Below are 13,040 nucleotides of genomic sequence, written 5' to 3'. Positions count from 1 at the left end.
TCTTGACGGTCACTACAGTGGGGTCATGACCGCCCGGCAGCCCGCGACCCCGGACCAGGTGGACGGCATCGTCGCTGCCTGGCGGCGTGAGCGCCCTGACCTGGACGTCTCCCCGCTCGAGGTCCTCTCGCGGGTCAGTCGGCTGGCGCGGCACCTGGACCTGGCCCGCCGGCACGCCTTCGACCAGTGGGGCCTGGTCGCCTGGGAGTTTGATGTGCTCTCGGCGCTGCGGCGGTCCGGCGACCCCTACCAGCTGTCGGCCGGTGAGCTGGTGCGGCAGACGCTGGTGACCAGCGGCACGATGACCAACCGGATCGACCGGCTGGTCTCGCGCGGCATGGTGGCCCGTGCGGCCTCCGAGAGCGACCGGCGCACGGTGCTCATCACCCTCACTCCGCTGGGGCGCGAGGCCGTCGACGGTGCCCTCGCCGACCTCGTGGACGACGAGCGTGACCTGCTGGCCGGGCTGTCGCCCCGCGAGTGCGACGATCTCGCCGGGCTGCTGCGCCGGCTGCTGGCCCCGTTCGAGCAGGAGTAGCGCGGACGGAGGCGGCTGGCATGCGTGCCACACTCCCGCAACGGCATTGTGCCCGGGGAGTGTGAGCGTCGGGTGATCTGCCCCCGGAGAGCGTCGGGTGACCTGTCCTCGGGGGGAGCGTCGGGTGACCTTCCCCTGGGGGAGCCTCGGGTGACCAGCCCCTAGGGGGCGTCGGGCTATCTTCCTCTGGGGGTGATCAGCCGCAGCGTGGGCTTGGACTCCAGCCCGGACAGCCCGTTCCAGGCGAGGTTGACGACGTGGGCGGCCACGTCCTCCTTCTTGATCTTGCGGGAGTCGAGCCACCAGCCGCCGGGGGTCGCCACCATGCCGACGAGCATCTGGGCATAGAGCGGTGCCATCTTGGGGTCCAGCTTCTGGCGCTTGAACTCGGCGGCGAGGATGTGCTCCACCTGGCTGGCGACGTCGCTGATTAGCGACGCGAAGGAGCCCGTGGACTGACCCGGAGGGCTGTCCCGGACCAGGATCCGGAACCCGTCGGTCGAGTTCTCGATGTAGTCCAGGAGGGCGAGGGCCGCTCGCTCGAGCAGGGCACGCGGGTGGCCCGGCTCGGAGAGGGCCGTCGTGATCGCGGTGAGCAGCGCCTGGATCTCCCGGTCGACGACCACCGCATAGAGGCCCTCCTTGCCGCCGAAGTGCTCGTAGATCACCGGCTTGGACACCTCGGCCTTGGCCGCGATCTCCTCGACCGTGGAACCCTCGAACCCCTTCTCGGAGAACAGCGCACGACCGATCGAGACCAGCTGCTCCCGTCGCTGGGGCCCCGTCATCCGGTGGCGGGCGGCGGGGGTGGACAGTTTCGGGTCTGGGCGGCTCACTTGCCCCATTGTGCCCTGTAGCGTCGTGGCGGCTGCTGGCGCCGTGACGATCTGGCCTAACCTTGACGGGTCCGGTGCCTGCGCACCGGCCTTCCCCGGTTGCTCTGCTGGTAGGGGCCGCCTGACTTTGAATCAGGATTAGCGACGTAGGTTCGATTCCTACCCGGGGAGCCTCACGATGTCGTGCGTGGGTGCCCGCGCCGCTCAGCAGAACGTGACGCTGTGCGTGCCCAACCGTCCGTAGTCGCCGGTGATGGTGTCGCCCGGAGCGACCGGCAGCGGGGGAGTGCAGATCCCGGTGGTGACGAACTGACCGGCGTGCAGGGTCTCCCCGATCCCCGACAGCTCGTTGACCAGCCAGGTCAGCGCGGTCCGGGGGTCGCCGAGCACGCGGGCACCGACCCCGTCCAGCTCCGTCCCCGAGGTGCTGGTGGCGCGCACCTGGTGGGCCGCGAGGTCGATGTCCTTCCAGTCCTGCACGGCCGCGGGGACCAGCGCGACGTGGAAGCCGCACGCGTTGTCGGCGATCAGCTGGGCCTCGCCCGCGCTCTCGACCTCGTCGAAGCGTGTGCTCGGGATCTCCCAGGCCAGCAGCAGCTCACCGGTGCCGTCCAGGACCTCCTGCTCGGAGTATGCCGTGGCGCGCGGCGCGAAGTCGACGTCCAGCCGGAAGGCGAACTCGAGCTCGGCCAGGTGCATGAAGTTGCCCTCCAGGGGGATCGGCTGCCCGGGAGCGACCACGCGCTCGGACAGGACCCGGCCGGCGAGCGGACCACTGACGTTGATGTGGTGCTGACCGACCTCGGACGTGGCCGCGATCTTCCAGCCGACCACCGCCGAGGTGTGCTCGGCGAAGTGGGCCTGGACGGCGTACCCCTCGGCCCGGGTGCGCGGGCGCACGTCCTCGGGGATCGCCGGGATCGTGAAACCACCCTCGTGCGCGGCCCACAGCGTCTGGAACGCCCGACCGGATGCGCTGGTGTCCATGGCACCGTCCTCTCGTCCCCAGCAGGGTAGCGAGAGACCTCGGCCGGCGGGCAGGCAGCCGGGTCAGCCCGTCGTGTCAACCCTTCGTCCCGGGCCCGTGCCCGGCTCGTCGTCAGCCGGTGGGTGCCAGGTCACCCGGACGCGGGACGTCCCGGCCGGTGACGGCGTCGACCAGCAGCTCCTCGGCGCGCTCGTCACTCAGTCCGAGCGCCTCGACGAACTCACCGAGCAGTGGCTTGCGGGCCTTCTTGAGCAGGTCCTTCTCGGCCGGTGCGAGACCGCCCTCCAGGTCACGACGGACCAGGTCGCGGACGACCGCCGCCGTGACGGTGAGGTCGCCGAGGAGCAGCCGCTCCTGCTGGGCCTTCATCCGGCGGGACCACTGCTTCTCGAAGGGCTCGCTCGGCGCCTGCAGCACATCGAGCACCTCCTGCAGCTGCTCGGTGGACAGCAGGGCGCGGATCCCGACCTCCTCGGCGGCGTCCGCCGGCAGGGACACGGTCAGGTCACTGCGCTGGACCCGCAGGGTGACGTAGACGCGCTCCACACCGCCGACGGTGCGGGTGATCGTGTCCTGGACGGTCGCCGGACCGTGGTGGGGGTGGATGACGAGCTGGCCGGGGGTGAACTGCACTGGAGGACCTTTCTCACGGTTCGTCGGGTCCGGTGCGAACGCGCATCACGCTGGCGGGGACGTGGTTCCGTCGCGGACCGACCCACCTATTGTCGCAGATCCGGCGACCGTGTTCCCGGCGTGAGATCCGTCACTGGGGCGGGGCGGGTAGCATCCAGGACTGGGTGACCCCGAGGGCCGCCGCCAGTGTCCTGTCCCCGAGACCTTGGGAGCGACTTCGCGTGAGCGAGAACCACCCGGCCGCCGTCATCATCCTCGCCGCGGGCGAGGGCACCAGGATGAAGTCGAGGACCCCCAAGGTCCTGCACCCCATCGCGGGTCGCTCCCTGGTCGGTCACGCCATCCACGCCGCCCGCGGCACCCGGCCGGAGCACCTGGCCGTCGTCGTGCGGCACCGGCGCGACCTCGTGGCACCGCACGTGGCCGAGACCGACCCCGAGGCCCTCATCGCCGACCAGGACGAGGTCAAGGGCACGGGACGCGCTGTCGAGTGCGGTCTGGAGGTGCTGCCGCCGGACCTGACCGGGACCGTGCTGGTCACCTACGGGGACGTGCCCCTGCTGACCACCGAGACCCTGCTGGCGCTCACCGCGGACCACGAGGCCTCGGGCAACGCCGTCACCGTCATCACCTCGGTGCTGGACGACCCGACGGGCTACGGCCGCGTCGTCCGGGACGCCGACGGCCAGGTGCTGCGGATCGTGGAGCAGAAGGACGCCCAGGCGGCCCGGGAGGCCGGTGCGGAGGACGGCGCCGCCCTCGACATCCGCGAGATCAACTCGGGGATCTATGCCTTCGACGCCCAGGTGCTGCGCGACTCCCTGGCGCAGGTCGGCACGGCCAACGCGCAGGGCGAGAAGTACCTCACCGACGTGCTCGGCCTCGCCCGCGAGGCCGGCCGGGCCGTGCGCGCGCACGTCGTCGAGGACCGCTGGCAGTCCGAGGGGGTCAACGACCGCGTCCAGCTGGCCCAGCTGGGACGGATCCTCAACGAGCGCACGGTCACCGCCTGGATGCGCAAGGGCGTCACGGTCGTCGACCCGGCCACCACCTGGATCGACGCGGACGTCACGATCGGCCAGGACACCGTCATCCGGCCGGGCACCCAGCTCCTCGGAGCCACCACCATCGGGGAGGACGCCGTCATCGGGCCGGACACGACCCTCACCAGCGTCGAGGTCGGCGACGGGGCCAGCGTGGTCCGCACCCAGGCCGAGCTCGCGGTGATCGGGCCGCGGGCCACCGTCGGCCCGTTCAGCTATCTGCGCCCCGGGACCGAGCTGGGCGCCGGCGGCAAGATCGGGGCCTTCGTGGAGACCAAGAACGCGGTCATCGGCGAGGGCGCCAAGGTCCCGCACCTCACCTACGCCGGCGACGCCACGATCAAGGAGGGCGCCAACATCGGCGCCGGCACGATCTTCGCCAACTACGACGGTGTCGACAAGCACCACACCACGATCGGCCGCCACTCCTTCGTCGGGTCCAACACGGTGCTCATCGCGCCGGTGAACGTCGCGGACGGCGCCTACACCGGGGCCGGGTCCGCGCTGACCGGCGACGTGGAGCCGGGGCAGATCGCGGTCTCCCGGGCCCGGCAGCGCAACGTGGACGGCTGGGTCGCCCGCAAGCGCGCCGGCACGCGCACCGCCGAGGCCGCCGAGGCGGCCCGCGCCGCCGGGGACGGGACAGGGGCGACCCGGTCCGACGGAGCCGGCTCACGGCATACCGGCTCCGGAGCCGAAGGAGGCCAGGCGTGACCGGCATCCAGCGCACCACGCAGAAGAACCTGATGATCTTCACCGGCCGGGCCCACCCCGGTCTGGCGGAGGAGGTGACCACGACCCTGGGCACCGACCTGGTGCCCACGGACGCCTACTCCTTCGCCAACAGCGAGATCTACGTCCGGTTCGACGAGTCCGTCCGCGGCTGTGACGCCTTCGTCATCCAGAGCCACACGGCGCCGGTCAACGAGTGGATCATGGAGCACCTGATCATGGTCGACGCGCTCAAGCGCGCCTCGGCCAAGCGGATCACCGTGGTGCTGCCGTTCTACGGCTACGCCCGGCAGGACAAGAAGCACCGGGGGCGGGAGCCGATCTCGGCCCGCCTGATGGCCGACCTGTTCAAGACGGCCGGTGCCGACCGGCTGATGGCGGTCGACCTGCACACCTCCCAGATCCAGGGCTTCTTCGACGGCCCGGTCGACCACCTGATGGCCCTGCCGATCCTGTCCTCCTACGTGAAGAAGAACTACGGCAAGGAGGACCTGGCGATCGTGTCGCCGGACGCCGGCCGGATCAAGGTCGCCGAGCAGTGGAGCCAGCGCCTGGGCGGTGCCCCGCTGGCCTTCATCCACAAGACCCGCGACATCACCCGCCCCAACCAGAGCGTGGCCAACCGGGTCGTCGGTGAGGTCGCCGGCCGCACCTGCATCCTCGTCGACGACATGATCGACTCCGGCGGCACGATCTGCCAGGCGGCCGACGCCCTCATGCAGGACGGGGCGCACAGCGTCGTGATCGCCGCGACCCACCCCATCTTCAGCGGCCCGGCCGTGGAGCGGTTGTCCAACTCGGTCGCCCGCGAGGTGATCGTCACCAACACCCTGCCGATCTCGGCCGAGGCCCGTGCCCTGGACAAGATCACCGAGCTGTCGATCGCGCCGCTGATCAGCCAGGCGATCCGGGCGGTCTTCGAGGACGGCTCGGTCACGAGCATGTTCGACGGCCACGCCTGAGGTCCGGCCCCGGCCACCACGATGCCCACCCACGTCGCCTTCCTCCGGGCGATCAACCTCGGGTCCCGGCGCACCTTCCCCAAGGACGCAGTCCGGGCCGCGGCGGAGGGGGCCGGCTTCACCGGCGTGCAGACCTACCTCAACACCGGCAACCTCCTGGTCACCTCCCGGATGCGCTCGCTGGCCCGCGTCGGGGACGCGCTGGAGGAGGCGTTCGCCCGGGACCGGGGGTTTGAGGTGCCGACCATCGTCTTCGGCTTCCCGGAGCTCACCGAACTGACCGAGTATGCCGCTCGGCTGGCCGGGCAGGCCGGTCACCTGGAGCGGCACTACGTCAGCCTGCTGCGCGAGGAGCCGGCGGCCGACCTGGCCGCCGAGGTGGAGGGCAGGTCCACGCCCGGCACACGGCTGGTCGTGCACGGTCGCAGCGTCATGATGATGTGGACGCGCGCCGTCCCGGGCGACGTCGACCCGCTGGGGAGCAGCCTGAGCAGGAGGCTCGGGCTGTCGACCGCCCGGACCGCCGGGGTCCTCACCGAGATCGTGCGCCGCTGGGGCTGAACGACAATGCGGTGGACGACCCGAGTTGGTTCCGGCGATACTGCTGACCTAGACTGACCGACTGTTGCCTCGGCGAGGGATGCTGCACGAAGAAGTGGCCGCGTCCGTGAATCGACGCGGTTGAGCCGATGATCCGGCCCTCCTGCCGCGTCGTGCGGCGCCCCGCGTCGAGGCCCCACCCGACGAACCACCAACCACGGAGGCCCCGACATGGCTGACCAGCTTTCCATCTCCGCCGAGAGGCGCACCGAGTTCGGCAAGGGCGCTGCCCGCCGCGTGCGTCGCGCCGACAAGATCCCCGCCGTGCTCTACGGCCACGGCACCGACCCGCTGCACCTGACCCTGCCCGGGCACGCCACGATGATGGCCCTCAAGCTCACCAACGCCGTCCTCAGCCTGGACGTCGAGGGCGAGCAGCACCTGGCCCTGGCCAAGGACGTGCAGCGCGACCCGATCAAGCGCACCATCGAGCACGTCGACCTGGTCATCGTCCGCAAGGGCGAGAAGGTCGTCGTCGACGTCGCGGTCCACGTCGAGGGCCAGGCCGGACCCGACACGCTGGTCACGACCGACTACACCGAGGTCAGCGTCGAGACCGACTTCACCAAGATCCCGGAGTCCTTCGTCGTCTCCGTCGAGGGCCTGCAGGCCGGCAGCCAGATCCTGGCCGGCGACATCGAGCTGCCCGAGGACGTCACCCTGGTCACCGACCCGGAGGCGCTCCTGGTCAACGTCACCCAGGCGATCTCCGAGGAGGCCCTGGAGGCCGAGCTGGCCGAGGCCGAGTCCGAGGCGGGCATCGAGCACGAGGAGCCCGAGGCGGCTGCCGCCGAGGGCGAGGAGCCCGCTGCCGAGGGCGAGGCCCCGGCCGAGGAGGCCTGACCGGCACCACAGCCGGCCACACGGCATACCCTCGGGGTTGTCCCGGACCACGCGTCCGGGGCAACCCCGTTGTCATGGCGAGCCCACCCCGCATTTGCGTAGCGGTTTCGCTGTGCAGGACTGAGTTTTCGTAGCGGTTTCGTCGGTGCACCGCGGACCTGAGGAGGAGCGATGGACCCCTGGTTGGTGGTCGGGCTGGGCAACCCCGGGCCGAAGTATGCCGGCAACCGGCACAACATCGGCGCGATGGTCATCGCGGAGCTGGCCCAGCAGGCCGGGGTGTCGGCCCGGGAGCACAGGTCCCGGGCGTGGGTCAGTGAGGTCCGCCTCGGCACCCTGCCCGGCGGGGCGCCCGGCCCGCGCGCGATCCTGGCCCAGCCGATGACCTACATGAACGTCTCCGGTGGGCCGGTCGCGGCGCTGGTGAGGTTCTACAAGGTGCCGTTGGAGCAGGTCATCGTGGCCCACGACGAGCTGGACATCGACTTCGGTGTGGTCCGGCTCAAGCGCGGCGGTGGCGAGGGCGGCCACAACGGGCTGCGCTCGATCAGCCAGTCCCTGGGGAGCAAGGACTACCTTCGGGTCCGCCTGGGCATCGGACGGCCGCCGGGACGGCAGGACCCCGCCGACTACGTGCTCTCCGACTTCCCGTCCCGGGACCGGGTCGACGTCGAGCTGCTCATCGGGGACGGCGTGGACGCGGTGACCGACCTGGTGCACACCGGCCTGGAGGCCACGCAGCAGCGTTTCCACTCGCGCTGAGGCGCGCACGCCTGACGGGGGCCGGGCTGCCGGGGGACCCGGGCCCCGCGGCAGGCCGGCCGGGAGCCCGCCGCAGGACGCCGGGTCAGAAGCGGCCCCCGCGCGAGCTGCGCGAGGATCGGGAGGACGAGCGGGACGAGCGACTGCGCGACCGGCTGCGGGAGCTGGTCCTGGACCTGGTCCGGGAGCGCCGGTGCGAACGGCCGGAGGATCCCGACCACGAGCTTCCCCACCCGCCGGAGGTGGAGGCCTCGGCGTCCTCCCGGATGTTCTGGATCGAGTTGAGGGCGCTGGAGGCCCGCTGGGCGGCGTCGCGCAGCAGGCTGTCGGCCTGGACCGGCTCGGTCTGCAGCAGCGCCTCGCCCTGGCTGAGCAGCGCCCGCGCCTCCGTCGACCTGGAGAGTGCCGTGGAGCTGGCGTAGGCCCGGTTGCGGCTCAGCTCTCGCTCCATCGCCTCGACCCTGGCCCGGCTCCGGGCCAGCTGGTCGGTCGCTGACCGGACCGCCTTGAGGTGGCGTTCCTCGGCCTGGCGGTGGCTGGCGAGGGCCAGGTCCAGCCCGTGCTCGAGGTCGCCCAGCTCCTCGGTGAGCTCCACCGGGTCCTCCGCCGGGTCCGTGACCCGGCCCAGGGCGGTCCTGGCCGCCTGGGCGGCGCGGGTCACCTCGGGGTCCTGCGGAGCGAGTCGGTCGGCATCTGCGATGTCCCGAGCCAGGGAGTCGGCGGCGTCCCGGAGCAGGCCGCGCCACCGGTCCAGCAGGGCGTCGAGGTCGCTCAGCCGGTCCGCCCGCGCCGTGAGGCCGGACAGGGCCTCCTCGGCGGCCTTCAGCGGGGGCACCGCCTCCTCCGGAGCGCCGGCGGTCACCCGCTCACCCGCTCGCGCCAGGGCCTGCTCGCCCCGGGCCGCGAGGGTGGAGCACTCCTGGGTCAGTCGCTCGAGGCGGGCGTGCTGGCCGGCCGGCAGGTCGGTCCGCGCGGAGGCCACGGCGAGGCCGTCCTCGACGCGGGTGGACGCCGTGGCGAACGCTGCGGACAGCTCCTCGATCCGCTGCGGGGCGCGGTCGGCCAGGGCCCGCAGCTCGTTGAACGCGCTGGCGTGCTCGTCGAGCCGGTCACCGGCCCGTGTCACCAGCTCCTCGAGCTCGGCGTAGAGCTCCACGACGCCGGCGTGGTTCTCCTCGGCATCGGCTCCGGCGATGCGCTCCTGCAGCCGGTAGGCCTCGATCGCCTCCTCCCGGGAGGTCGCCAGGGCGGCACGGAACGGGGAGGTGAGCTCGGGGGAGAACTCGGCCTCGGCATACTGCAGCTCTCCCTCCGCAGCCGTGAGGGCGGTGTCGAGGCGGACCAGCTGGCCACCCACCCGCTGGGCGGTCTCCTCCAGCGTCTCCCGCTCCTCCGCGCGCTCCTTGCGGCGGCGTGCCCACCCGCGTGTCCGGTGCACGCCGTAGCCCGCGGCCGCCAGGCCCCCCACCACGGCGGTGCCGAACCAGAACGTCGACGGGGCCGTGGCCTCCTTCAGGTAGCCCTCGGCCGCGGCGATCGCCGCGCCGTCCCAGTCGCTGTTCCGCAGCGCGGGCTCGATGAAGTCCGAGGCGACGGCGTCCAGCTGCGACCCGGACAACCCGCTGCCGTCGGCGATGCTGTCGCCCCAGGACCGCTCCTGCACCGCCACCGCGACGAGCAGGTCCCGGTCGCCCAGGTGGGAGACCTCGGCGGTCTCGGCGGCCCAGTCCGGACCGCTGAGCCCACCGAAGTCGTCGACATAGACCACGAACAGCTGCAGGCCGGTCTCGTCAAACAGCCGGTCCTGGGCGTCGCGGACGGCCGCCTCGTCCCGGAGGACACCGGCGTGGTCGACCAGCTCGTCCGGCAGTGGGAACGGCTCCTCGGCGTATGCCGCGGTGCCGGTGAGCAGCCAGCCACCCGTGAGCAGGGCGAGCAGTGCGAGCAGGCGGGCCGCCGCGGGCGGCAGACGGAGGGCCGGCGTGCCTACGGTGCGGCCCCGGGCGCGGTGGTGTGACGTATCGGGCATGGTGCGGTCCTTCCCCCTGAGCTGATGTTCCCCCTGCGGCCGCGGGCCCGCCGGATGATCCGGCGGGCCCGCGGGTCGTGCAGCGCCGGGCGGGCCCGGCCGTGGCTGCTCTCTCGGTCAGCCCTGGTTCTTCAGCGCCGCGAGGCGCGCCTCGATCTCGGCGTCGTGGCTGTGGTCCTCGAGCTCGTCGAACTGGTCCTCGAGCGTGGTGGCGTGTGCCTCCGCGCGCCCGGCGACCAGGGCCTCCTCGCGGCGGATCTTCTCCTCGAACCGGCCGAGCTCGGTGGTCGGGTCCATCACGTCGATCGAGCGGATCGCCTCGTTGACCTTGCTCTGTGCCTCGACCGAGCGCGCCCGGGCGACGAGGGTGCCGCGCTTGGACTTCAGCTCCTCGAGCTTGCTCTTCATGCTGACCAGGCCCTGCTTGAGCTGGTCCACGGTGGCGTTCTGCTGCTCGATCGCGGGACGTGCCGCGTTGACGTCGCTCTCGTGCTGGATCTGGCGGCCCAGGGCGACCTTGGCGAGGTTGTTGAACTTGTCGGCGCCCGCGGTGTCACCGCCGGCGCGCAGCTCCTCGGCCTTGCGGGAGGCGGCGGCCGCCTTGCGACCCCACTCCTGCGCGGCCTCCTCGTCGCTCTTGAGGTCGGCCTCGGCCATGCGCACGTTGGCGATCGTCTGGGCCACGGCCTCCTCGGCCTCGGCGATCGAGTTGGTGTAGTCCCGGACGAGCTGGTCGAGCATCTTCTCCGGGTCCTCGGCGCGGTCCAGGAGCGAGTTGATGTTGGCCTTCGCGAGCTGGCTGATGCGGCCCAGGATGGTCTGCTTCTGAGTCATGGTCCTGATGTCCTTTCGTTGGGACCGGTGGTGCGAGGTCGTCGTGCCAGTCCTGTGGAGAGACGGTCGGTGCCGTCCTGTGGTTCCCTGTGCGGGTCTGAGCTGGTCCTGTGGAGTGGATGGGTCAGCGCGTGTCACCGGGTCAGAAGCGGCCTCCCACCGAGGTCGAACCGCCCCCGCCGCCGAAGCCGCCGCCGAAGCTGCCGCCCCCGCCCCCGAACCCTCCGCCGCCGAAGCCTCCGCCGCCGCCCCAACCACCGCTGTGCCGGTGGCCGCCGCCGGCGAGGATGCCGCCGAGGATCACGGACAGGGGGTCGATGCCGCCGCCCCGGCGCGTGCCGCCTCCCATCGGCCCGTCCCACCGGTCCAGGTCCTGCTGGGCCTCGCTGAGGGCACGCTCGCCGAGCTGCTCGGCCTGGCTCAGCAGGGCGGCCGCCTGACCGGGGTCGTCCCTGGTCAGGCGCTGGGCCTCCTCGAACAGGCGCAGCGCCTCCGAGATGCGGGTGCGGGCGCCGCTGTTGACGGCGCCGCGCCGGGTCGCGATGGTCTCGTCGATGCTGCGCAACCGGGCGCCGATCCGACTAACCCGTGCGGTGAGGTCCTCACGGACCTTGGTGCGCCCGCTCTCGGCGTCGCGCAGCGGGTCCAGGAGGGTGTCCAGGTCGTGCTCGGTGGCGTCCAGCTCGGCCAGCGCGGCCAGCGGGTCGCCCGAGGTGTCGGCGTTCTGTCCACGGGCGATCACCTGGCGGGCGCGCTCGACGACGGGCTGGATCACGGGGTCCTTGGGCGCCAGGCGCTGCGCGTCCTGGATGTCGGAGGTCAGCGAGGCGATCGCGGTGGCCAGCACGGTCTTGGCATTGGCGAGGTCGTTGTCGGCCGACCCGATCGCGTCGAGCAGCCGCACCGCCTGCCCCAGGGCCTCCTCGGCCGCCCGCGCCGCGGCGACGGCGGAGGGCCGGTCGTCACCGCCCACCGACTGCCGTCCTGCGTCGACGAACCCGTCGGCGCTGTGCAGGAGGCGCTCGGCCTGGGCGCGGTGCGCACGCACGGTCTGCAGCGCCTGGCTGGGATAGCGAGCCGCGAGCCCGCTGATCTGCTGGTCCGCCACCGGGAAGCGGGCGCGCACCTCCTGGGTCCGGCCGGCCAGCTCCTCAAGGAACTGGGGCACGGTGTCCTGGAGGGCCCGCATCTCGGCGAACTCCGCTGCGTGCGCGTCCAGACTGGCCCGGGCGCTGGAGCACAGCTCGATGATCTGCCCGAGGAGGGAGCGCTCGACCGGCTCGGCCTCCTTGTCCGCGTCGTCCAGCTGCTGCCGGATGCGGAACGCCTCCTGGGACGTGCGGCGTGCCTCGTCCAGGACGGTCCGGAACTGTTCGGTGCGCTGCCGGCCGAACTGCGCCTCGGCGAAGGTGAGCTCCTCCTCGGCGCTGCGCAGCGAGTTGTCCAGGTCGACCAGGGCAGCGGCGGAGATCCGCTGCAGCTCCTGGGTGGGCACCTGGGCGGTGCGGCTCGTCTCGGCCGGCAGGTCACCGGCACGCTCCCGGCTCTGTCGCGCCGACTTGTTGCCCATCGCGGAGATCACCTTGGAGCCCGCGATCGCCACGACGGGGACCGCGAAGAACCAGGGGAAGCTGAACCCACCGCCGCCTCCCTCGCCCTCGTCCTGGCCGCCGGTGGGCGGACGCGGGTCGGACCGCGTGTTCACTCCCTCAGGCAGCACGGTGGCCAACCCCTCGGTGGCGGCGATGGTGGCCCCGGCCCAGTCGTCGTCCGCGAGGACGGGCTCGACATAGTTGCTGGCGACCTCGCTCAGCGCGTCGGAGGAGACCTGCTCGCTGCCGGTCAGCCCGTAGGAGCGCTGCTCCACCGCGACCGAGAGCAGGATGTCGTCGCCACCGAAGCCGTTGAGGTTGTAGGTCTCGTCGGACCACGCCGCGCCGTCGGGCTGGTCGAACTCGTCGACGAACACCACGAACAGCTGCAGGCCGGTGTCGTCGCGCAGCGTCTGGATCGCCTCGTCGATCTCACCCTCGCTGCCGGAGAGGACACCCGCCAGGTCGGTCACCTGCTCGGTGAGCTCCAGCGGCTCCTCCTCGGCGAGGGCGGCCCCGGCGGTGAGGGAGAGCGGCAGGGCCAGGGCGGCTCCCACCAGCAGCGTCGCGGCCCAGGACCTGGTCGGGCGGTGGCTCGGCTCGGCGGTGTGGGTCACGGTGTGATCTTCCTGTCCGGACCCACGGGAC

Annotated in this window: 12 protein-coding genes and 1 tRNA gene; 7 read left to right on the top strand and 6 right to left on the bottom strand. The window is 72.2% G+C overall.

Features of this window, described 5'->3' with window-relative positions; translation table 11 throughout:
• Positions 1–25 precede the first annotated feature (25 nt).
• Complete coding sequence (locus DA085_RS12600; protein ID WP_109473338.1) at positions 26–538, top strand: MarR family winged helix-turn-helix transcriptional regulator; 513 nt, start codon at positions 26–28, stop codon at positions 536–538.
• Between the two features lie 176 nt (positions 539–714).
• Here DA085_RS12600 and DA085_RS12595 read toward each other — a convergent pair whose 3' ends face one another.
• The gene (locus DA085_RS12595; protein ID WP_202619230.1) at positions 715–1,326 is read right to left on the bottom strand and encodes a TetR/AcrR family transcriptional regulator; all 612 of its coding nucleotides are present in this window, start codon (positions 1,324–1,326) and stop codon (positions 715–717) included.
• Positions 1,327–1,466: 140 nt separating this feature from the next.
• Between DA085_RS12595 and DA085_RS12590 the strand changes: the two genes are divergently transcribed.
• Positions 1,467–1,545: transfer RNA gene (locus DA085_RS12590), tRNA-Gln, on the top strand.
• A gap of 33 nt (positions 1,546–1,578) precedes the next feature.
• Here the strand turns inward: DA085_RS12590 and DA085_RS12585 are convergent.
• Both DA085_RS12585 and DA085_RS12580 read right to left on the bottom strand, forming a co-directional pair.
• Positions 1,579–2,361, bottom strand: a complete 783-nt coding sequence (locus DA085_RS12585) for a 2-keto-4-pentenoate hydratase (protein WP_109473336.1) — start codon at positions 2,359–2,361, stop codon at positions 1,579–1,581.
• A gap of 112 nt (positions 2,362–2,473) precedes the next feature.
• A complete protein-coding gene (locus tag DA085_RS12580) occupies positions 2,474–2,995 on the bottom strand; it encodes a CarD family transcriptional regulator (RefSeq protein ID WP_109473335.1) in 522 nt (173 codons plus the stop codon).
• A gap of 221 nt (positions 2,996–3,216) precedes the next feature.
• On the opposite strand from DA085_RS12580, the gene glmU reads away from it, so the two are divergent.
• From glmU to pth, 5 genes are all read left to right on the top strand, one after another.
• Positions 3,217–4,752, top strand: a complete 1,536-nt coding sequence (gene glmU, locus DA085_RS12575; protein ID WP_109473334.1) for a bifunctional UDP-N-acetylglucosamine diphosphorylase/glucosamine-1-phosphate N-acetyltransferase GlmU — start codon at positions 3,217–3,219, stop codon at positions 4,750–4,752.
• A complete protein-coding gene (locus tag DA085_RS12570; protein ID WP_109473333.1) occupies positions 4,749–5,732 on the top strand; it encodes a ribose-phosphate diphosphokinase in 984 nt (327 codons plus the stop codon). Before glmU ends, DA085_RS12570 begins: the two co-directional genes overlap by 4 nt.
• A 21-nt stretch (positions 5,733–5,753) precedes the next feature.
• Positions 5,754–6,293, top strand: a complete 540-nt coding sequence (locus DA085_RS12565) for a DUF1697 domain-containing protein (RefSeq protein WP_109473332.1) — start codon at positions 5,754–5,756, stop codon at positions 6,291–6,293.
• Positions 6,294–6,503: 210 nt separating this feature from the next.
• Positions 6,504–7,175 (top strand): 50S ribosomal protein L25/general stress protein Ctc, encoded by a 672-nt coding sequence (locus DA085_RS12560; protein WP_109473331.1) that lies wholly within the window; start codon positions 6,504–6,506, stop codon positions 7,173–7,175.
• Between the two features lie 171 nt (positions 7,176–7,346).
• Positions 7,347–7,937, top strand: a complete 591-nt coding sequence (gene pth / locus DA085_RS12555) for an aminoacyl-tRNA hydrolase (protein ID WP_109473330.1) — start codon at positions 7,347–7,349, stop codon at positions 7,935–7,937.
• An 85-nt stretch (positions 7,938–8,022) separates the two neighbouring features.
• Here pth and DA085_RS12550 read toward each other — a convergent pair whose 3' ends face one another.
• The 3 genes from DA085_RS12550 to DA085_RS21860 form a co-directional block, all read right to left on the bottom strand.
• Positions 8,023–9,966, bottom strand: coding sequence for a TPM domain-containing protein (locus tag DA085_RS12550; RefSeq protein ID WP_109473329.1), 1,944 nt, complete (start codon positions 9,964–9,966; stop codon positions 8,023–8,025).
• 117 nt (positions 9,967–10,083) lie between these two features.
• Positions 10,084–10,800: a PspA/IM30 family protein gene (locus DA085_RS12545; RefSeq protein ID WP_109473328.1), complete on the bottom strand. Its 717-nt coding sequence runs from the start codon at positions 10,798–10,800 to the stop codon at positions 10,084–10,086.
• A 142-nt stretch (positions 10,801–10,942) separates the two neighbouring features.
• A complete protein-coding gene (locus DA085_RS21860; protein WP_109473327.1) occupies positions 10,943–13,009 on the bottom strand; it encodes a TPM domain-containing protein in 2,067 nt (688 codons plus the stop codon).
• Between the last annotated feature and the right edge of the window lie 31 nt (positions 13,010–13,040).

The sequence above is a fragment of the Ornithinimicrobium cavernae genome, from assembly GCF_003121625.1.
Classification (GTDB): Bacteria; Actinomycetota; Actinomycetes; order Actinomycetales; family Dermatophilaceae; genus Ornithinicoccus; species Ornithinicoccus cavernae.
This window is presented reverse-complemented; position numbering and strand designations above follow the sequence as displayed.